The 20,653-nt window shown below is 48.4% G+C and carries 17 protein-coding genes and 4 pseudogenes; 8 read left to right on the forward strand and 13 right to left on the reverse strand.

Annotated elements, in window-relative coordinates; genetic code table 11:
- Positions 1-12: 12 nt before the first annotated feature.
- The 5 genes from fumA to ACH0WD_RS19095 all read right to left on the reverse strand — a co-directional run bounded on the left by fumA (position 13) and on the right by ACH0WD_RS19095 (position 6,172).
- Positions 13-1,659, reverse strand: coding sequence for a class I fumarate hydratase FumA (fumA, locus tag ACH0WD_RS19075; protein ID WP_000037187.1), 1,647 nt, complete (start codon positions 1,657-1,659; stop codon positions 13-15).
- 95 nt (positions 1,660-1,754) lie between these two features.
- On the reverse strand, positions 1,755-3,095 hold the full coding sequence (gene dcuB, locus ACH0WD_RS19080) for an anaerobic C4-dicarboxylate transporter DcuB (RefSeq protein ID WP_000899149.1): 1,341 nt from the start codon (positions 3,093-3,095) through the stop codon (positions 1,755-1,757).
- Between the two features lie 146 nt (positions 3,096-3,241).
- Positions 3,242-3,508, reverse strand: a complete 267-nt coding sequence (locus ACH0WD_RS19085) for a hypothetical protein (RefSeq protein WP_001530565.1) — start codon at positions 3,506-3,508, stop codon at positions 3,242-3,244.
- Positions 3,509-3,824: 316 nt separating this feature from the next.
- Positions 3,825-4,544 (reverse strand): two-component system response regulator DcuR, encoded by a 720-nt coding sequence (gene dcuR, locus ACH0WD_RS19090; RefSeq protein WP_000611307.1) that lies wholly within the window; start codon positions 4,542-4,544, stop codon positions 3,825-3,827.
- The gene (locus ACH0WD_RS19095; RefSeq protein WP_000682912.1) at positions 4,541-6,172 is read right to left on the reverse strand and encodes a sensor histidine kinase; all 1,632 of its coding nucleotides are present in this window, start codon (positions 6,170-6,172) and stop codon (positions 4,541-4,543) included. Before ACH0WD_RS19095 ends, dcuR begins: the two co-directional genes overlap by 4 nt.
- A gap of 374 nt (positions 6,173-6,546) precedes the next feature.
- Here ACH0WD_RS19095 and ACH0WD_RS19100 point away from each other — a divergent pair, with 374 nt between their 5' ends.
- From ACH0WD_RS19100 to ACH0WD_RS19115, 4 genes are all read left to right on the forward strand, one after another.
- Positions 6,547-8,976, forward strand: coding sequence for a DMSO/selenate family reductase complex A subunit (locus ACH0WD_RS19100; protein ID WP_000403490.1), 2,430 nt, complete (start codon positions 6,547-6,549; stop codon positions 8,974-8,976).
- A 13-nt stretch (positions 8,977-8,989) separates the two neighbouring features.
- Positions 8,990-9,616: a DMSO/selenate family reductase complex B subunit gene (locus ACH0WD_RS19105; RefSeq protein ID WP_000816143.1), complete on the forward strand. Its 627-nt coding sequence runs from the start codon at positions 8,990-8,992 to the stop codon at positions 9,614-9,616.
- Positions 9,609-10,382: a DmsC/YnfH family molybdoenzyme membrane anchor subunit gene (locus ACH0WD_RS19110; protein WP_000544929.1), complete on the forward strand. Its 774-nt coding sequence runs from the start codon at positions 9,609-9,611 to the stop codon at positions 10,380-10,382. The genes ACH0WD_RS19105 and ACH0WD_RS19110 overlap by 8 nt, the downstream gene beginning before the upstream one ends.
- 75 nt (positions 10,383-10,457) lie before the next feature.
- Positions 10,458-11,051, forward strand: a complete 594-nt coding sequence (locus ACH0WD_RS19115) for a molecular chaperone (protein WP_001519164.1) — start codon at positions 10,458-10,460, stop codon at positions 11,049-11,051.
- Positions 11,052-11,134: 83 nt separating this feature from the next.
- Here ACH0WD_RS19115 and ACH0WD_RS19120 read toward each other — a convergent pair whose 3' ends face one another.
- Complete coding sequence (locus tag ACH0WD_RS19120; protein WP_000773799.1) at positions 11,135-12,535, reverse strand: DUF1996 domain-containing protein; 1,401 nt, start codon at positions 12,533-12,535, stop codon at positions 11,135-11,137.
- Between the two features lie 303 nt (positions 12,536-12,838).
- Between ACH0WD_RS19120 and ACH0WD_RS19125 the strand changes: the two genes are divergently transcribed.
- Positions 12,839-13,744, forward strand: a complete 906-nt coding sequence (locus ACH0WD_RS19125) for an SdiA-regulated domain-containing protein (RefSeq protein WP_001268195.1) — start codon at positions 12,839-12,841, stop codon at positions 13,742-13,744.
- A gap of 294 nt (positions 13,745-14,038) precedes the next feature.
- Here the strand turns inward: ACH0WD_RS19125 and ACH0WD_RS19130 are convergent.
- Both ACH0WD_RS19130 and ACH0WD_RS19135 read right to left on the reverse strand, forming a co-directional pair.
- Positions 14,039-14,215, reverse strand: a pseudogene (locus ACH0WD_RS19130) (hypothetical protein); the annotation flags it as partial.
- A 65-nt stretch (positions 14,216-14,280) separates the two neighbouring features.
- A pseudogene (locus ACH0WD_RS19135) lies at positions 14,281-14,380 on the reverse strand (hypothetical protein); the annotation flags it as partial.
- 19 nt (positions 14,381-14,399) lie between these two features.
- Between ACH0WD_RS19135 and ACH0WD_RS19140 the strand changes: the two are divergent.
- Positions 14,400-14,582: an ATP-binding cassette domain-containing protein gene (locus ACH0WD_RS19140; protein ID WP_001527266.1), complete on the forward strand. Its 183-nt coding sequence runs from the start codon at positions 14,400-14,402 to the stop codon at positions 14,580-14,582.
- Here ACH0WD_RS19140 and rtsB read toward each other — a convergent pair.
- The 3 genes from rtsB to ACH0WD_RS19155 form a co-directional block, all read right to left on the reverse strand.
- Positions 14,575-14,862 (reverse strand): transcriptional regulator RtsB, encoded by a 288-nt coding sequence (gene rtsB / locus ACH0WD_RS19145; RefSeq protein ID WP_001269916.1) that lies wholly within the window; start codon positions 14,860-14,862, stop codon positions 14,575-14,577. The two genes, ACH0WD_RS19140 and rtsB, sit on opposite strands and share 8 nt — an antisense overlap.
- Positions 14,859-15,734, reverse strand: a complete 876-nt coding sequence (locus ACH0WD_RS19150) for an AraC family transcriptional regulator (RefSeq protein ID WP_000921674.1) — start codon at positions 15,732-15,734, stop codon at positions 14,859-14,861. The genes rtsB and ACH0WD_RS19150 overlap by 4 nt, the downstream gene beginning before the upstream one ends.
- Positions 15,735-15,999: 265 nt before the next feature.
- Positions 16,000-16,221 (reverse strand): hypothetical protein, encoded by a 222-nt coding sequence (locus ACH0WD_RS19155; protein ID WP_001595143.1) that lies wholly within the window; start codon positions 16,219-16,221, stop codon positions 16,000-16,002.
- A 116-nt stretch (positions 16,222-16,337) separates the two neighbouring features.
- Between ACH0WD_RS19155 and ACH0WD_RS19160 the strand changes: the two are divergent.
- Together ACH0WD_RS19160 and ACH0WD_RS19165 are read left to right on the forward strand one after the other, a co-directional pair.
- A pseudogene (locus tag ACH0WD_RS19160) lies at positions 16,338-17,221 on the forward strand (IS3 family transposase).
- 337 nt (positions 17,222-17,558) lie between these two features.
- Positions 17,559-18,560, forward strand: a complete 1,002-nt coding sequence (locus tag ACH0WD_RS19165; RefSeq protein WP_001013446.1) for a DUF1202 family protein — start codon at positions 17,559-17,561, stop codon at positions 18,558-18,560.
- An 88-nt stretch (positions 18,561-18,648) separates the two neighbouring features.
- Here the strand turns inward: ACH0WD_RS19165 and ACH0WD_RS19170 are convergent.
- Together ACH0WD_RS19170 and ACH0WD_RS19175 are read right to left on the reverse strand one after the other, a co-directional pair.
- A pseudogene (locus ACH0WD_RS19170) lies at positions 18,649-19,694 on the reverse strand (IS256 family transposase).
- Between the two features lie 142 nt (positions 19,695-19,836).
- Positions 19,837-20,589, reverse strand: coding sequence for a non-specific acid phosphatase (locus ACH0WD_RS19175; RefSeq protein WP_000842426.1), 753 nt, complete (start codon positions 20,587-20,589; stop codon positions 19,837-19,839).
- Positions 20,590-20,653: the final 64 nt, after the last annotated feature.

The raw sequence follows: 20,653 nt of genomic DNA on the forward strand, positions 1-20,653 counted from the left end.
GGGCCTGCCAGGTTATTTCGCGCAGTTAGCGCACTGTTTGCTGACAATCTGCTGGAAGAAATCGTTGCCTTTGTCATCCACCAGGATAAAGGCCGGGAAATCTTCTACTTCAATTTTCCAGATAGCTTCCATGCCGAGTTCCGGATACTCGACGCACTCCAGATGCTTAATGCTCTGCTGTGCCAGTACCGCCGCCGGGCCGCCGATACTGCCCAAATAAAAGCCGCCATGTTTTTTACAGGCATCCGTGACCTGCTGACTACGGTTGCCTTTCGCCAGCATGATCATACTGCCGCCGTGGGATTGCAGCAGATCTACATAAGAGTCCATTCGGCCTGCGGTGGTGGGGCCTAATGAGCCAGATGGATAACCTGCCGGAGTTTTTGCCGGACCTGCGTAATAGATGGGATGGTCTTTAATATACTGCGGCAGGTCTTCGCCGGATTCAATACGCTCTTTTAGCTTCGCGTGGGCGATATCGCGACCTACGATAATGGTGCCCGTCAGCGACAGGCGAGTCGAGACCGGGTACTGCGATAGCTGGGCGAGGATCTCTTTCATCGGACGGTTGAGATCGACTTTCACCGCGTCGCCTTCGCCCGCCTGACGCAGCGCTGGCGGAATATACTGGCCCGGATTGTGCTCCAGTTTTTCGATCCAGATGCCTTCGCGGTTGATTTTCGCTTTGATGTTACGGTCGGCCGAGCAGGAGACGCCCATCCCCACCGGACAGGAAGCGCCGTGACGCGGCAGGCGAATTACGCGAATATCGTGGGCGAAATATTTCCCGCCGAACTGGGCGCCGAGGCCAAGTTTATGCGCTTCTTCCAGCAGTTCCTGTTCCAGGTGGAGATCGCGGAATGCCTGGCCGTGCTCGTTACCTTCCGTCGGCAGCGCGTCGTAATAGTGGGTGCTGGCGAGTTTAACGGTTTTCAGCGTGCTTTCCGCCGAGGTGCCGCCAATGACAAAGGCGATATGGTATGGCGGACAGGCTGCGGTGCCCAGCGTGCGCATTTTCTCAACGAGGAAGTTTTTCAGCTTGCCTGGGGTGAGCAGCGCTTTGGTCTCCTGATAGAGATACGTTTTGTTTGCTGAACCGCCGCCTTTCGCCACGCAAAGGAACTTGTACTCGTCGCCGTCGACGGCATAGAGATCGATTTGCGCTGGCAGGTTGCTGCCGGTATTGACCTCTTTGTACATATCCAGCGGCGCGTTCTGCGAGTAGCGCAGGTTATCTTCGATATAGGTATTAAACACGCCTTTGGAGAGCGCGGCTTCATCGCCGCCGCCCGTCCAGACGCGTTGGCCTTTTTTACCCATGATAATCGCCGTGCCGGTATCCTGGCAGGTCGGCAGAATGCCTTTGGCGGCGATCTCGGAGTTTCTCAGGAATTGCAACGCCACATATTTGTCGTTTTCGCTGGCTTCGGGGTCATGGAGAATGGCGGCGACTTGCTGCTGGTGTTCAGGACGGAGCATAAAAGACGCATCATGGAAGGCCTGCTGAGCCAGCAACGTTAACGCCTGCGGCTCAACGTTGAGGATAGATTCTCCGTTGAATTCACTGACGCTGACATAATCGGAGGTGAGCAGATAATACTCTGTTTTGTCTTCTCCCATCGGGAAAGGCGCCTGATAGATAAACTCTTTTTTCGACATGTGCTTCCAGCCTAATAGTAAGAAAATGTATTAAGAACCTCATGGGCCAGGCTCTAAGTCGCGCGCCGCGCATAACCGGGCGGCGCGCGCGGCCATTACAGGAATCCGTACATTGCGGCAAAGATCCAGCCAAAGACGCAGGAGACGCTCACGCCAATCAAACCCGGCAGAATGAAGCTGTGGTTAATGACGAAGCGGCCAATACGGGTTGTGCCGGAACGGTCAAACTGAATCGCCGCCAGATCGCTTGGGTAGGTCGGCAAGATATAGTAGCCATAACATGCCGGCGCAGAGGCCACGATATACGCCGGATCGACACCGATAGCCAGCGCGACGGGAACAATCGCCGCCAGCGCCGCTGCCTGGGAGTTAACAAACTTGGAGACCAGAAGCAGAACGATGGCATAGGCCCACGGATACTCTTTGACCATTTCGCCCAGCACGCCCTGAATTTCCGACATATGCGCGCCGAACATGGTTTCCGCCATCCAGGCGATCCCGTATACCGCGACAATCGCAATCATACCGGAACGAAAAACTTCGTTTTTTGAGATAGACGCAGGATTGGTTTTGGTCAGGATGATAATGAGCGCCCCGGTCAGCAGCATAAACATCTGAATGACCAGCACCATCGACAACGGTTTGCCGCCGAAGGTTGGACGTAAGTCGGAGTCCGCGCCCAGGAGAGCGACCACGGCAATCGCCGCCAGGAAGATCCACATCGCCAGCCAGTTGCTTTTCGGCAGTTTTTTATCCAGCAGCGTCGCGGTATCGCCGTACACGTACTGACGGTTTTCCGGTACGGAAATAAATTTCTGAAACGCTTCGTCTTTATCCAGATCTTTACCGCGGAACCAACTAAAAATACCGATTGCCAGGATACCGAGCAGGGTAGACGGGATGGTGATCGACAGCAGATCGAGGAACTCCAGATGTTTTCCGTCAAATGTCACGTTGCCCAGCATCGCTACCAGAGAAACAACGGCGACGGAAACCGGACTGGCGATGATACCCATTTGCGCGCCGATAGAACTGGCCGCCATTGGACGTTCCGGACGGATATTATTCTTGATCGCCACGTCATAGATAATCGGCAAAATGGTGTAGACCACGTGGCCTGTCCCACACAGAATCGTCAGGGTACAGGTGACGAACGGCGCCACAATAGAGACGTATTTGGGGTTGCGACGCAGCAGCTTTTCGGCAATCTGCAGCATCACATCCAGCCCGCCTGATGCCTGCAACGTCGCCGACGCGGCGACTACCGCGATAATGACCAGCATTACGTCAACGGGCGGTTTACCTGGCTGGAGATGGAAAACAAACACCAGAATGACCAAACCGATACCGCCCAACAACCCGAGCGCGATGCCGCCCTTTCGGGCGCCATAAAACAGACATATTAATATTATGAGAAGCTGTATACTAAATAACATTTTTATTTATCCTCGCGATAAACCCAGTCAATTTTGATAAATGGATCACAGCCATCTTCTGATTTGTGTGAATGAGCATCAGGAAATGGCGAATATTCAATGCGCCAGTGGCGACGATTAACGATTAAGCTTTTTACAGAGTTGCTTTAAGTAATTATTTTCTTGCGATGGTGATGTTCAGAGGGGAGTACCCTCTGGCGATGGGCAGGTGGAGTCAGCGAGAGCAGTAAATTATGATTTGTCTGTTTTAAAAACAGGCGTTTATTCTTTAATTTTTGTGTCTCGCCATCAGGTAAATCACGAGATAAAGCGAACAGAATGTGACTTATGTGATCATTGTCACGCCATTTTTTTAAATTATTAGTATGGCGTGTGGAGACGCGTATCTGCTCACCAATATACGTATTGTCCATAGGCGTAGCACAAGCTCCATTGCTACAAACATAATTTTATTTAAGTGTCAGGAAAATTCCGGACAAATCCCTTTTTTAATAAAAATACACACTCTCGGCATGGGATAATACTTAATTAACTTTTGTTAGCGTTTTGAAATTAAAAACAGCGCAGAGCGCTGTAATAATAGAAAATAACGTTAACAGGCCTGGGTTGAGTATATTTGATCTGACACAATTTCCCAGGTTTGTTATTAATGTGATAGCGTTTTTATTGGCATTGTTATAATAAATGTTACCAGGATATAACGCTTCGCGTCGGCTTTATGCGGTATCCTTACTGACAATATTGTTTCAGTAAAGAGTAATGTTCCGGCTGAACGCGGTAGCGGTAAACCGGCCTGCCGGTCACGCCGTAATGAATACTGGTAAACAAGATATGGCAATTCACCAGCCAGATGAGATATTTACGGCAGGAGACGCGCGAGATATTCACTTCGTTGGCCAACTCGTCGGTAGAAAATTCCTGCTCCTGATGCGCATCAATCCACTGACATAAGGTGCGTAGCGTTTGCTGCGTCAGCCCTTTTGGCAGCCGGCGAGGCTCCTGCTCGCTGGATGAATTACCGTGAATGAGCAGGTCAAGCTCAGACTGTTCGTAATACTGGCGTTTTTCCATCGCCGTTTTCTTACGTAGCCAGCCGGTCAGCGCTTCTTCAAAGCGCGTGGCCTGAAAAGGCTTGATCAGATAATCCACCACGCCGTAGTGAAGCGAATCTTTAATGGTGGCGGCGTCAGCGGCAGAAGAAATGACAATAACGTCACTTTTGCAGCCTGCGCTGTGCAGGACAGGCAGCAGATCCAATCCGTTTTCCTGCTGCATGTAGATATCCAGCAGGATTAGGTCAATGTGATTTTCACTGTTGAAGATAAACTCTTTCGCTTTTTCCAGCGTCGAAGCGGTTCCACAACAATGAAAACCGGAGATTTGCGCGACATAGCGGCGATTTAACTCCGCGACCATCGCATCGTCATCGACAATTAATACATTGATCATAGGCTGGTCCTTTTTCCATCCCAGGGTAACTGTACAAAAAATTGTGTGAAGATCCCAGGCTCGGACTCCACGGAAATTACGCCGCCAAGCGCTTCAACCTGCTGTTTAACCAGCACTAAACCGACGCCGCGTTCGGCGCCTTTCGACGAGACGCCTTTTTCAAAAATCGCCTCGATGCGCTCAGGTTCGATACCCGGACCGTCATCGCTCACTTCGCAATGCAGCCAGCCATGACGGTAGTGTAACGAGACGCTGATTTCGCCGCCGGATTCCTGGCTCAACGCTTCCAGCGCGTTTTCAATCAAATTACCCAGCGCCGTAATCAGCACCGTAACCTGATCTTCATTGTTATTATCCGGTAACTGGCTGTCGCTGCTTATCACCAGGCTGTGCCCGAAATCAGAGGCGCGAGTAATCTTACTGAGCAAAAAGCCAGCGATAATCGGCGACTTTATTTTACCCAGCAACAAACCGATCTCTTCCTGATAGTTATTGGCCGTCTTGATAATATACGCTTCAAGCTGCTTATAACTCTTCAGGTGCAATAATCCCAGAATCACATGTAATTTGTTCATGAATTCGTGGGATCGTTCACGGAGCGCATCCGCGTAGTTCACCATCCCGTCCAACCGCTGCATCAGTTGGCGAACTTCTGTTTTATCCCTGAAGGTGGATATCGCGCCGATAATTTCGCCGTTGCTGCGCACCGGAACGGTATTCACCAGCAGCAGGCGGCCTTTGACGATGATCTCTTCATCGCGGCGCGGCGTACCGTCACGCAACACTTCGCTAATGTCCACCACCTGCGACCAGGCATGACTCAGGGTGGATAATCTGGCGTCATCCTGCGTTTTTCGATAATCGAGCAGCGCCTGCGCCGCATGGTTAATCAACGTGACTTCGCCGCTATCATCCACGGCGATAACGCCCTCTTTGATTGACTGCAGCATCGCCTGGCGTTGTTCAAACAGGGTTGAGATCTCATAGGGTTCGAGGCCAAACAGGATACGTTTCAGCACCTTGACCAGCGCATACGTGCCTAATAACCCCACCAGAGCGCCGAACAGAATGGACCAGATAATACTGCCGCGGCTATTGTTGATCTGCTGCGTAACGTGACTGAGTTCCAGGCCAATCGCTACCACGCCGATCTGCCGGTGATGTTCATCATAAACCGGTGTGAAAACGCGCAGCGCTTTGGCAAGAAAGCCGCGATTAATGGCAACGTTTTCCTTTCCCTGCAGCGCGAGCAGAATGTCATCGCCTTTGAACGGTTGGCCGATTCGCTGCGTTTCTGGGTGTGAATAACGGATGCCCTGCATGTTGGTCACCACAATAAACAAAAAGCCATTATGCTGGCTCACCGCTTCGGCGAGCGTCTGAATGCCGCTTTCCGCAGGCGGTTTTTTCAGCCCCTCGCGAACTGCCGGAGAGTCCGCCAGCGAGCGAGCCACCGCCAGCGCTTTATCTGCCAGCGCGTCGCGCGTCATGCTGCTGATTTGCGAAAAATAGATCAGATGGACCACAACGAGCACCGAAAACAGAACGGCGCTGACCATCAGAATGACGGTGGTGCCGAGTTTCATGGGGCGTTTGCGTAACGCCCGGCATGGCAGGGAGTGTTTCATAGTGGACCTGAGCGGACGAATCGTAAGGTTATTATCCCTGATGAGGCGTCTAATTCAAAGGCATAGGCGATGTTGCTCCAGTGTTGAAAAGCCCGTCTTGCCTTGCAGGGGGCGCTACCTGCTCATGTCGACTGGCAAACGTCATGTCGTTAATTAATATCGCCGGATACCGTGATTGGTAATTTATTTTCATCAGAATTACATAAAATAATTTTTCATTAATTTTTATAATAACGTATGCGGTATCACATTTTATTTTTACTGACGTTCAGAATGCGTTTGATCACAATCAATCAGCACAAATATTTAATCTATTATGATTAGTTTTCATTACATATTATTAATAATTATGGAAGCAATGTGAGAAATAAAAAATGGAAATAAAAAAATGGCTGAACACAACCATAACCCGACGTGATGCTATTGTCGCTACTGCAAAAGTAGGGGCGGCGGTGACGCTAAGCCAGGCGATTACGCTGCCTTTTGCTACCACTGCCCAGGCGCAGGATACCCCGATACCGAAGGATGCCAACGGCGAAACCGTCAGGCACAGCGCCTGTCTGGTCAACTGTGGCAGTCGATGCCCGCTTAAGGTTATCGTGAAAAATGATCGCATTGTGCGTATTGAACCGGAAGACGCGAAAGATGACGCGGTATTCGGCGAGCATCAGATTCGTCCCTGCCTGCGTGGGCGTTCCAGTCGCTGGCGCGTCTATAGCCCGGATCGCATTAAGTATCCGATGAAAAGAGTGGGAAAACGCGGTGAAGGAAAATTTAAACGTATTTCATGGGATGAGGCTACGGCCTTTATTGCGGCGGAATTAACGCGTGTTAGCGAACAATATGGCCGGGAAGCTATTTATTATAATTATCAATCCGGCGCGTATTATCACACGCAGGGATCGCCCGCATGGAAACGATTGTTAAATCTCACCGGCGGCTATTTAAATTACCATAATACCTACTCGACCGCGCAAATCGCGACGGCAACGCCCTATATGCATGGTACCTATGTCGGTAGCCATTTTACGCAGATCGCGCATTCCGATCTGGTGGTGCTATTTGGCCTGAATCTCTCAGAAACGCGGATGTCCGGCGGCGGTCAGGTTGAAGAGCTGCGCCGGGCGCTGGAAACCTCGAAAGCCCGAGTCATTATTATCGATCCACGCTATACCGATTCGGTGATTACCGAACACGCCGAATGGCTACCGATTCGCCCAACCACGGACGCTGCGTTAGTCGCCGGCATCGCGCATACGCTGATTACCGAACAGCTTCTCGACGAGGCGCTGGTAAACCGCTATTGCGTCGGCTATGACCGTAGCACCTTGCCGGACACGGCTGCGCCTAACGCCAGCTATAAAGATTATGTTCTTGGCACGGGCGATGATGGTATCGCGAAAACCCCGGAATGGGCGGCGGATATCACCGGTATTCCGGCAACGCGTATTCGCCAACTGGCGCGCGAAATCGCCTCGGCGCGCGCCTGCTATATTTGCCAGGGCTGGGGGCCGCAGCGTCATGCCAACGGCGAACAAACCGTGCGTGCTATTCAGACGCTGCCAGCGTTAACCGGCCACTTCGGGCGGCCCGGCACCAACAATGGCAACTGGCCTTACGGTACGCCGTATGGCGTGCCATTGTTGCCCGTCGGTAAGAATCCGATCACAACCTCTATTCCTTGCTATCTGTGGACGGACGCCATTCAGCATCCGGAGAAAATGACCGCGACGACAATGGGTGTGAAAGGCGCGGACAGGCTAAAAACCGGAATTAAGCTGTTTTTCAACCAGGCCGGTAATACCTTGCTGAATCAGCACGGCGAAACGAACCGCACCCGACAAATTCTCGCGGATGAATCGCTGTGTGAAACCATTATCGTGATTGAAAACCATATGACGCCCAGCGCGATGTATGCGGATCTGCTGTTGCCGGAGACCAGCTATCTTGAGGCGGAAGACCTGGTGGACAGCTCCTATGCGGCGGGATCGCATAACTATATGATTGCGATTCAGAAAACCGTTAAACCGATGTGGGAAGTGCGCAGCACGTATGACATCTGCGCGGATATCGCCGGGCATCTTGGACTGCGCGAGCAATATACCGAGGGCCGAACTCAGGCGCAGTGGGCGGAGATGCACTATCAGCAGATCCGTGAAAAACGTCCATACCTGCCGGAGTGGAGCGTGGCGAAAGAGATGGGCGTGATTGACCAGCGTATCGCTACCGAGCAGCAGAGCCTTGCGTTTGCCGATTTCCGCGCCGACGCCGAGGCTAATCCACTCTCCACGCCGTCGGGCAAAATTGAAATTTACTCCCAGGCGCTGGCGGATCTGGCGCAAGCGTGGACGTTGCCAGAAGGCGAGCGAATTCCCGCATTGCCGGAATTTTGTCCGGCGAAAGAGTCGCATCTTAACAAAGCGCTGACGGCGAAGTATCCGTTGCAGTTAAGCGGCTTCCATACCAAAGGGCATACCCACTCGACCTACAGCAATGTGCTGATGCTACATGAGGCGGTGCCGGATGAAGTCTGGATTAACCCGATTGACGCCAGCGCTCGCCAATTGAAGTCCGGCGATCGGGTGCATGTATTCAATGACCGCGGCGTGGTGGAGCTTCCCTGTAAAGTGACCCAGCGCATTTTACCCGGCGTGGCGGCGATGCCGCAGGGCGCGTGGACGCGGCTTGACGGCAACGGCGTTGATGTCGGCGGCTGTATCAATACGCTGACCAGCCACCACCCTTCGCCGCTGGCGAAAGGCAATCCGCAGCATACCAATCTGGTTGAAATTAAACGCGCTTAAGGAGTGATGTACGATGAAACAGTATGGCTTTTATGTTGACTCCTCGCGCTGTTCAGGCTGTAAAACCTGCCAGGTAAGCTGCAAGGATAATAAAGATCTGGATGTCGGTCCGAAACTGCGCCGCGTCTATGAATATGGCGGCGGAAGCTGGGTGAAAGAGGGGGAAAGCTGGCATCACGACACCTTTACCTACTACCTCTCTATTGCTTGTAACCATTGCGATGAGCCGGTATGTGTCTCCGGCTGTCCGACCGGGGCGATGCATAAACGCAAAGAAGATGGTCTGGTCGTGGTGGATGACAGCGTATGCGTCGGCTGTCGCTATTGTGAAATGCGTTGCCCCTACGGCGCGCCGCAGTTTGATACGCAAGCGAACGTGATGCGTAAATGCGACGGTTGTCTTGACCGACTGGAGAACAATCTGCGCCCTATCTGTGTGGATTCTTGCCCGCAGCGAGCGCTGGATTTCGGCCCTGTCGATGAATTACGGGCAAAATATGGCACGGAGAATCAAATCGCGCCGCTGCCTTCAGCGTCGTTCACCCATCCTAACCTCATTATTAAACCGCATCCGAAAGCGAGACCCACGGGCGATACGGAAGGCGCAATCATGAACATTCGGGAGGTGCGCCATGCATGAGTTACCGCTGGTCTTTTTTACGGTCTTTACCCAGAGCGCGGTCGGCGCATTTATTCTGCTGCTGATTGGCGGCGCAATGGGGCTGGTCGCGCCGCGGCGCAAGGCTATTGGTCTGTTCTCGGTGATGTGCCTGTTTGGGCTTGGCGTCATTGTCGGCACCTTCCACGTCGGGCAACCGCTGCGTGCGCTGAATATGCTGCTGCGCGTCGGACATTCGCCGATGAGTAACGAGATTGTCTTGTCGGCGGCTTTTGCGGCGCTCGGCGGGCTGGGGGCGCTCGGTTTGTTGCTGAACCGGGCGACGCCGCTGTGTAACGCGTTGGTATGGTTGGCGGCGATAGTCGGAGTTGTCTTCTTATACGCCGTTCCGCAGATTTACCAACTGCCGACGGTGGCGACCTGGCGTTCATCTTACACCACGGCAATGATGATATTGACGCCGTTGATTGGCGGCGGCGCGTTGGCGGCATTGTTTGGCGTGCGCCGTCTGGGGCTACTGGTCAGCGTGTTGGCGATTTTGGTGAGCTTTTGTCTGCGCCCGGGCTATATGGCGACGCTGATGAGCGCCGATAGCGCTCTGACCGCCGCGCAGCATAGCTGGTTTACCGCCCAGGCGATATTGCTGGCGGCGGGCGTGGTCGGGGTGGTGGTCTGCGCGCGCCTGAAATCGAGCGCTGCGGTGCTGGCCATGACGGCTGTGGTGGTTATCGCGGCGGAGTTGGCGGGTAGGATTGCGTTTTACAATCTGTGGACGCTGCCAATGTAGTTTTTTGCCCGGTTTATGCCATGTAAGCCTGATCAGCGTAGCGTCATCAGGCGAAATATTTCAGGAGCTATTGCTATGCTTTCCCGTGCTGTTTTGCCGCGTATCCTCGGCGCACTGTTTTACTACTCCCCTGAGAGGCCGGAGGTGAAAGCGTTGTTCGATTGTTTGCCAACGTTGCCTGAGCTTTACCCCTGGCGCGATCGCGGACCTATTGAATCACTGTGTGCGTCATGGTCGCTACCGGATGATGATGCGCTTACATGGCAATTTTCTGTGTTGTTTGAAGGCCAGGGAAAGATGCCCGTCCCGCCCTGGGGATCGGTCTATCTGGAAAAAGATAATTTGCTGATGGGGGAAACCACCGCCGATTATCGAGCTTTTTTACAGTCGCAGGGAATGGTATTCACTGACCGTGAACGCGAGCCGGAAGATCAGTTTGGCCTGATGCTATTGGCCTGTAGCGATCTGCTGGCACGAGGCGACAACGTGGCGGCCAACCGGTTACTGGAGGCGCATCTGCTGCCCTGGGGATTCCGCTATCTGGAATTGCTGCAACGCAATACCGTTAGCGCCTTCTATGCCCGGCTTGCCGTCGTAGCGACCTGTTATCTGCAGGATGTTCAGCAGCAACAGGGACTACAGCCTGAGAATAAACGGTTGTTTTTCTGAGGTATTGGTCGGGTTTTGATGGCGTGCCGTAATACTTGTGCCGCCATCGTGCCCGCTGTTGCGTCAGCGGGCACAGTTTACTATTACAGCTCCGGCGTCTTTTTGAAACCGGTCAGCATCAGCACCAGGCTCTGTTTTGAGTCCGCTGGCGTGAAGTCGTAGTGATTTCCCTGACGGTCGCCGCCGATATACCAGGATATTTCCGTTTTCCCTTCCGCCAGCGCTTTGCGCACCGCTTTATCGACATCAACCATGCGATACTCATGTGAATGGTCCAGATATAACACGGCATCGGAACGGTAGTTGATCGCCGGTTTATTGTTCCAGGACACGGTACTGACGTGCCAGTCACTGCTGGTCGGGTAAAAGAAAATTTGATCGGCGCCGTTCGTTTCCGTTTTGCCGCCAAAAAGGCGAATACGGTATTTGAATAGCGAAGCGTCCATATTGGCAGGCAGGGGCGGGATCTTAAATTTCACCAGCGTGAGCGTTTCCGGGTGCTGCGTGCGTCCGCCATTTGTCCAGTCATCCTGTACGTACAAGGTATCGACGCTGGCATGAGGCTTGTCATCTTCGCTGCTTACCCAGGTATTTTCTTCCGCTTTACTGTAGGCGTAAGGAACCGTAGTGCCGCAATCCAGTCCCTGATTCATACACAGATCCGTCATAAACTGCGCGCCATCTTCCGTCCAGCCATTCATAAAATCGGCATGGGCGGTATAAAGACTTCCCCAGCGCTCTTCCCGGGTTTCGCCATGCATTACCGGGTCCATCGACAATTCTACTTTGGACGTATCCAGCGAGGAGATCTGCGGGAGTACCCAGGCGATGTTCATATTAACCGTCGGGATTTTGACCGGATAGTCTGCGGAACATTTCCCGTGGTCGGCATAGATAGCGTTATTGTGGCTATGGGTTGGTTTCAGGTTGACGCCATCCCAACAGTTGGGGAAAGCGATCCCGATATTAAACTGGACGGCATCGCCCGCTTTACGCAGGCCGCATATTTCGCCTACCTTGTTGGTGTAACCTTTGCCGTTGGCACATAAAAAGGTGATTGCGGAACTGGGGCCAGTACCGTGATGATCGCCTGCCAGTAACTCCAGCCCGGCCGGGAATGGATGGAGCGGATATTGCGCTACATTTGTGGATTGATAATAGGTCTTTTGGTAGGCCGGATTTACGATTTCACCATCAGGTAATTTCATGGACGGCGCCCAGTAAGCGGAGCTGTCGGCTTTATTATCACAGGTGGTATCTGGTTGCGCGCGCAACGTCTGGTAGGTAGAGACCGCGTCGGTGTGGGTGTTGCCAAAAAAGTCATGCCACATCGCCTGATTCGATTTACCAAACATCATAATCGCGTCATCGCCCAGCGTGTGGTGATAGCCGCACACGACATGCGCCTGAGGACCGGCATGGGCCGGGAATGCGCCAGCGGCAACGAGCGTAGCCAGGCTGACGGTAATAAGGTTGAGTTTCATTTTTTTGCTGCCCGGTTGAATAGAAGTGGGAGCAGCAATAGCAGATCAGATTGCGGTGTTACATCTCATTAATTATCACTTTTTGTCATTTGCCCTGCATACAGGGGCGAATTTGCAGACGTACTATTTAAATAATTAGCCGAAACTACCCTCCTCTTGATTATGTCAATTTACAAAAAAGGGACGTTAGTGATTAAAATCGGGCTTTTTGTGATAACCCTCACTATTTCATTTTGCCTATGCTAATGGCGCTCGCCATAACCGAATAACGATTCTATCGGACATCGGCTTTATTTTTAAGAAATGCGTTACGACATCAGTCGTGACGCGATCTGCTATGGATTTTTTATGAGATTACTAAAACGCGTTATTGTGGTTGTACTCTTGGGCGTGATTTTATTTATGGTCAGGGACGATATACGCTATGTTTATCAACTGATCCTCAAATATGGTGATAAACCCTCGGCGCTAGCACTGAGTAGCTATAAAGCGGTTATTCAGCAAAAACCAGTCGCAGGAGTTAAGAGTAACCTTTCAGGTTTGACCTACTCCGCCGAAGACAGGATGCTTTTCGCCGTTATTAATAATCCCCCTGAACTGGTCTGGTTAACGACAGAAGGGCAGCTGGTAGGGCGGATGCCGCTGCAGGGCATCCACGACCCGGAGTCTATTGCATGGAGTGGGGGCAACCAGTTCCAGATAGGCAGTGAGAAAGATGGCGCGGTCTATAAAACACAGGTGGATATTCAGCGCGGCGCCATGCAGATAATCTCCATGGTGAAGCTTGAGGGCTATGACAAAGCAAAAAATAAAGGGCTGGAAGGTACGGCATGGGATGCGAAAAATGAGAGATTATATGCCGCCAAAGAAAGAAAACCCATAATGATCAAAGAAGTAGAGATGAGCAAAAATGGTATCACCAGAGCGTTGCCTTCTGCCATCACTGCAAGTGTGAGCGATGTCTCCGGACTTGAATACCATGCCCCAACGGATTCGCTGCTGGTGTTGTCGGACGAGTCAAAAATGATTCTGGAAGTCAGTTCCGAGTGGCGGGTGCGCGATCGATTGTTCCTGACGGCGGAGTGGTCAGGGCTCAGAGACGATATCCCCCAACCAGAAGGGATAGCCATGGATAATGAAAATAATTTGTATATTGTGAGTGAACCAAATCTGTTTTATAAATTTTCGTGTGATATACAGAATGACTAAAATCTATTTTTACTGTCACAGTATGCTAAAACAGAACAAGGTTATTAATACCATGATTTGACGATTGTTTGATTCGTTGATTCATTGTTGGGGATATTTATGTTTTACTTACCTCAGTAACGGATTACTTTGTGGTGTAGCGTAACGGTAATTGTCCTCCTCATATTTGCGGCAGCGTAGTCTGCCGCTTTTTTTTATAAATTAACTCTCCCTGTAATAATTAACAGACAATAAATATTACTCTGTTTTTTTCAGGAGGCCTTCGAAGAGACCTCGCAGGGTGATGTTTAGTTATCAGGCATAATATTCTTCATCAACACTTACCGAATGCCATGTCGCCTCGCTAAGCGAAATCATTTCATCTACGCCGGAACTCTTGTTAACCGGGGTTTCCGTCGGCGATGTGCCTGTAGATGTTCCATTGGCGGTGGCGCTATTACCGGCGGGATCGTTGGCCGTAATGGTGTACTGATTTGCCCCCGACAGAATAGCGGATTGCGGAACAGAAACATGCCAGTTACCGGTATCGTTATCAACACTGGCGGAGTAGAGTCGATCGTCAGCCAGCCGATAGACAGCGAAGAATTACCCCATAGCGTTTGCGGAACGAACACTGATTGAACAGCTTTCATTCACTGCTGTTCCCGGAGATTTTATGGGTATTATCGGTACATCAGGTTCAGGTAAATCTTCTTTAATCAAAGCACTATCAAATTCCAGTCATTGCTATACGGGAACAGTTAAATTAAACAACGTAGATATCACACCGATCTCTGAAGATGATATCCAGAATTGCCTTGCCTACCACTTTGGCAACATTTTAGAAAAAATTACGTAATATCGACTGATATGTAAAACTCATTCAGCATCAAATGGATTAATTCAACATCAGTAGTAATATCCATTTTTTTATAGGCTGATCTCTTTTGTGTTGAAATCGTTTTTATATTTCGATCTAATAAATTTGAGCAACTTTTAACAGATAATCCTGCTGCCACGTAATAAATAACTTTTTTCTCGCTCAGTGTTAGGTCGAATTTTTTAGCGAGCAACAGAATCCCATCTCTTATATTAATATGTTTTGCTTTGTTCTTATACTGCATTGTCAGATATCTCAATTAACATATTGATGACGAGAGGAAGATAAAAACGCTAAAAATTCCGATGGTGTAGTTTTGAAATGTTTTTTAAAAACGCATGTAAAATAAGAAGCACTATCATAACCACACATATAAGCCACTCGAGTAATATTATATTCACTATTGCGTAGAAGTTTTGTCGCTTTATTCATTCGCGCATTAAGGTAAACTTCGCTGAATGAGGTGTGCTCTTGTTTCAATTTCCTTTTTAATGTGGAACAACTCATATAGAGTGAGTCAGAAATATCCTTGAGCGCCCATTTTCGACTTATGTCGCTTATAATAATATTATAGATGTTTTCGGCTAATGTATTTTGCGATAGTTCTCTGAAGAGAGCAAATGCTTCGGGTTCATAGATGAATTCTGAAAGTAGAAATCTTATTAAATATTCCTTTTTATCTTGGGATAGTTTCTGGCTTTTATTTGAAGAGTGTAAGAGGTTGAATACTCTTGCTACGCCTGTTTCTATTGGCGCTAACAGATGTTTTGTCGTCGGTTTTGTTAATGGGGCCGAAAAGTCTGCATGTTCATACAGAAAAAAATTATAAGCATTTTTTATTGACGCAGAATCTAATTCAATTAAATTATAATTTAACTGTTCATGAGTCTCTTCCATAGTGATATGAATAGTTTGATCTTTAGCTAAAAATATTAACATTGGCCCTGATGCCGTAATATACTCCCCGGACGATGTCGTAATTGAAATTTTACCCGTGGTGAGCTTGATGAGTACGGACTGCAGTAAATTTAATCCCTGAAGTGATAAGGATTTCCTCTGCCAGTTTTGCGCTGATTGTAAACATTCAATACTCCCCACCTGGACAGGTGAGGGATTAAATACTTTTAGCATGATAATTTCCTTTTATTAAATGTGCGTGTAAATCAAAAATTATTCTGAAAAATATTTCAAAAGAAAACTAATATATAGCTATATAATTATTTGCGAACTTAAGGTATCAGGTGGCGATCTTTTCATTTTCTATGGAAAATGCTATTTTATATTGCATTTCTACATATTATAGTATCGTTAAAAAACTATGTCGCGTATAAAAAAAAGATGGAAATTTACAAGAATTGGCTCATGTTATTATCAATTTATCTCTTTAAAATTTGAATTAAGTAATAATTGCCTTTAATCTTTTAGAGAATAGCTCTTTAATTTCATGGGGGTAGTTAGCATGAGGTCTAAGATCTGATGTTAATTTGTGATAAGGTTTATCCTGGAGGTAAATATTAACGCTCTCGGCCAGGAAAGGCATACAACGCGGTAAATATATACGGCGGCGGGTAGATGGCGTAGCGATATCCGGAAGTTTGAGGGGAGGGGAAGCATTCAATCGTATGGTTGGCTTTATGAAAAACGGTGTAACACGTTATTGAGGATCTTTGATCTTACCCAGCAATAGTGGTCACGTGACTAAGTGAGTAAACTCTCAAGCAAGAGGTGACTCATATGAAAAAACCAGCATCAACCACCAAAAAGCCACGCAAGCAGCACAGCCTGAATTTCGTCAGGAAGCCCTGAAACTGGCTGAACGCATTGGGGTGGCCGCTACCGTCCGCGAGCTTAACCTGTATGAATCACAACTCTATAACTGACGAAGCAAACAGCAAAATCAGCTCTCTTCTTCTGACCGCGAACAGGCGATGCCCGCAGAGATCGCCCATCTAAAACGTCCACTGGCAGAAGGGGATGAGGAACTGGCCATTCTCCAGAAGGCCGCGGCATACTTCGCGAAGCGCCTGAAATGAAGTATGTCTTCATCGAAAAACATCAGGCTGAATTCAGTATCAAAGCCATGTGCCGTGTACTTCAGGTTGCCCGTAGTGGCTGGTACGTCTGGCATCAGCGTCGTCATCAGATAAACCAGCGTCAGCAGTTCCGCCTTGTCTGTGATAACGTCGTCCGGGAGGCATTCAGTGACGCAAACAGCGCTATGGTGCGCCACGCCTGACGGATGTATAACATAAAAACCGTGGCGGCCAGCCTGCGATGCGTTACAGATGGTGCAATGGCGGCGTAAACGACTGGGAAAAGTCAGCGTGCATACAGACAGAGGTGGTCAGTACTATTCAACGGATTAGCAGAGCTTACTGAAACGACATAATCTGCGGGGGAGTATGAGCGCCAGAGGCTGTTGTTATGACAATGCCTGTGCAGAAAGCTTCTTTCACACGCTGAAGGTGGAATGTATTCACGGAGAGGACTTTGCCAGCTGGGAAATAATGCGGACAGCAGTGTTTAATGATATCGAGTGTGATTACAATCAATGGCGTCGTCACAGTGCCTGTGGCAGTCTCAGTCCGGAACAATTTGAAAACCAGAACCTCGCTTAGGGTTGTGCCCATATTACGCGGGTAGGATCAGTCCATTTCTGTAGTCTGCCTGTTGTTCTTCATCGTCAGTTGAAGTAACAGCTTTACCTCCGGCTACAGTAAGGATGATTGAAAAAATCATTTTAATGGCTTCAGCCAGCCCATTAAAAAATTACTTTCCAACTATCTGATTTATTAGAGGTATTGTCTTTCATTAAGATAGCGAGTCCCGGTGGTTTAAAAATAAAGACACAGTATTATAATGAAAATAACACATCATTAAATATTGAATTTGCTAACTCGTTGTGTGATGCTGAAATGATTTTATTGCATATTATTAATTTCTGGGATGAATGTTATGAATGGAAAATTTTTGTGTGGTTTATTGGTTTCGCTATTAATTAGCGGATGCGGTGACGATAACACCCCTACAGAGAAAGTCTTGAAAGAACAATTTAGTAATCAATTTCATGGGCGTCTTATCCTTGATTCAATTGATATCAAGGAAACATCGGTTGATGGAAATAAGAGAACATATGCTGCTGATGGCTTACTTTCTACTGGCTACGATCTATATACGCCAGTTGCCTCGTTAACTGATTATATTGTTGTTCAAAAATCGTGGGATAAAGGCAAAGATATTAAATTCTCAGCAACTTTGAACAGTCTTGGTAATAAAGATACTGGATGGAAAACAATATTTTCTTCATTACAAATGTCAGAAACACCAAAAGGCAATCCAATTCCTAATGTTGAAACTGACGGTAAATATATCATCATGGATGGAGCAGGTTTTGATGATAAAATAAATGCAATTAAAGATGAATATGCCAGGAAGAAATCAAAACTAAACGAATTAAATAATGATATCGCAAAAATTAAAACTAATATATTAGTTATTAATAAAGAAATCGATGAGTATTGGGGGAAAGGGGAAGATGGAAAAACACAAAGCCGTTATTTTGTTCAGCGTGATTTGAATAAAGAGCTGGAACTCTTTAATAAAGAAAATGCTCCTTATTATTTTGAGAAGAAGTACAATACTGAAGTTTTCGACCCAGCAATGAAGGCTCGCCGGGAAAAATTAAAGAATTACAGATTGAGTGATTTTGATGACATAAGGGCGGAGAAACGTGCTGTATTAGAAAAACATAAAGAAGAATACTCCGTAAAATATAATGAAATTAATGAGAAGATAAAAGCGAAAATGAAGGTGCTCGATGATGGTTTACAAGAGTTGATAGCAAAGAAACGTGGTCTCATACAGCAGCAATCAACCATCTCAGACGAGATTCGCAATCTTGATTATCAATATAAAAATTGGGTAAATTTTATGGAAGAGCTAAATAAAAGAAAATAACTGACTATTATTATGAGTGATAAAAAAGAGACTGAAATCTGGTCTCTTTTTTTGAGCCTGTCAGTAATTCTATATAACTGCCAATATATTAAAGGTGATTGCTCAGGCGGTCACCGAATTCGATAATAAAGCGGCCCATCGCCAGTCGCCAGTTCTGGATCGGCATACTCCATTTTTTTGATGCATCCTTGATTGCCAGATAAATAACTTTTCGTACCGAGTCATCCGTCGGGAACACTTTGCGTTTCTTAATCGTGGCACGGATCACGCTGTTCAGGGATTCGACTGCGTTTGTAGTGTAGATGGTAGATGGTCTTGCGGATATCCGGCGGATAACTGAAGAGCGTATTGAGGTTTTCCCAGTGCGCACGCCAGCTTTTGCTGATTTGCGGATATTTCGGGAAGACGCTGTTTATCGCATCCGGGAAGCCCTTCAGACCGTCCACACAGGCAATCAGGATGTCCTGAAGGCCCCGCTTTTTCAGCTCCGTCAGCACGCTTAGCCAGAACTTTGTGCCTTCATTTCCGGACAGCCACATGCCGGCAACGCTTTCTGACCTTCGGTATTGATCCCCAGCGCAGGGAAAACTGCTTTGTTTATCACACTGCCATTCTGATGAACTTTGACAACATACAGTCCATATAAACAAAGGGATACAGCGTATCCATTTGTCGGTTTTGCCACTCAGTGACCTGCTCTTTTACGGCGTCGGTGACTTTAGATATCAGCGTTGGCGACACATTGGAGTCGTACATTTCTTTGAAGGTGGCAACGATTTCGCGGGTAGTCATGCCTTTGGCGCAGAGGGATAAAATCTGGCTTTCCATCTGCGTAATGCGCGTCTGGTGCTTCTTAATCAGCTGTGGTTCGAAGGTATTTTCACGGTCACGCGGCGTGTTCAGTTCGATCTCGCTGTTATTGCATAACACCGTTTTTGACGAGTAGCCATTGCGGGTGTTTGAGCCTGTTTTGGGCGCATTTTTCTCATACCCGGGGTGGTCAGCCAGCTCCGCATTGAGCACTGTTTCGACGGTAAGCTTCGTCAACATGCGGGAAAAAGCATGGAGATCGGCTTCGGTTTTAAGGCCTTCAGCCACTTCAGCCGCAAGGGCTTTAAGTTTCTTTTCGTCCATAATTGCCTGTCTCTGTTGTTGGAGTGAACATATCAAAAACAGGCAATTACACAATTTTAATTACAGTCTCACGCCCGGTCGTCCCTACGCAGTTGCACTTCCTTTCATTTGCTGTGGCCAGTTTGCGGGAAGACTTTCACCTTCAGTAATTAAGTTCGGGGCGTTCTTCTTTACTCAATAAATTATTTTTGTCGTTCAGCTCCTCACGGACTTTTGCCAGTGACTTCTGAAAAGCCGGGATTGTTTGCAGCCTTGCAAACTCTACTGCTCCCACATAACGGCCAGCATCAACATCGCTTTGCCAGTGAGCACCGCATATCACTCTGCTTTGCCCGAACTCCCATCCTCGTCTGGCGAGCTCCTGCGCGCGTTCCGGTCTGGCCTGGGATAATACTAATGCCAGAAGTGTACCATAAGCAGTATGCCCGGAAGGGTAAGAGCCATCTTTTCGCAAAGTATTCTCATCTTCAGGACGGCAGGTGGAATGATTAAATAAGACAAAGGGACGAGTACGCATATAATATTTTTTTGCCGAAGCAGTAGCGTAGTAGCCGCCCATTGTCAGAAGATTCTTTAACATATTCCAGGTTTCTGGCGTATCTTTGGGGTTAATTTTAGCACCCACTACTGGCGAGAATATTCTGGCTATATTTTCCACGCTTACATCTGCATCCTCAGCAGCTTGTTTCCATCGCGGGGAACCCTTTATCGCATAGCCCTTAAAATAAGCCTCCTTATCATAGCGGAAAGCCGGATCATCATTACCTGGCGGTGGTGGTAAGTAGAACTGACTGTTCACTGATTCTTCAGGAGAATGAAAGGGTTGCACTGTTTCTGCTGATGTATATTTAGCTACGATCAGTGGTAGAAAAAATACTAAATAACGACTTTTCATAAAGACTCACTCCGGATCAGGCAATAATAAACAGATGTAATCCTATAATGATTTATTGCAATGG

The organism is Salmonella sp. 2020_1395 (assembly GCF_043848115.1).
GTDB lineage: Bacteria > Pseudomonadota > Gammaproteobacteria > Enterobacterales > Enterobacteriaceae > Salmonella > Salmonella enterica.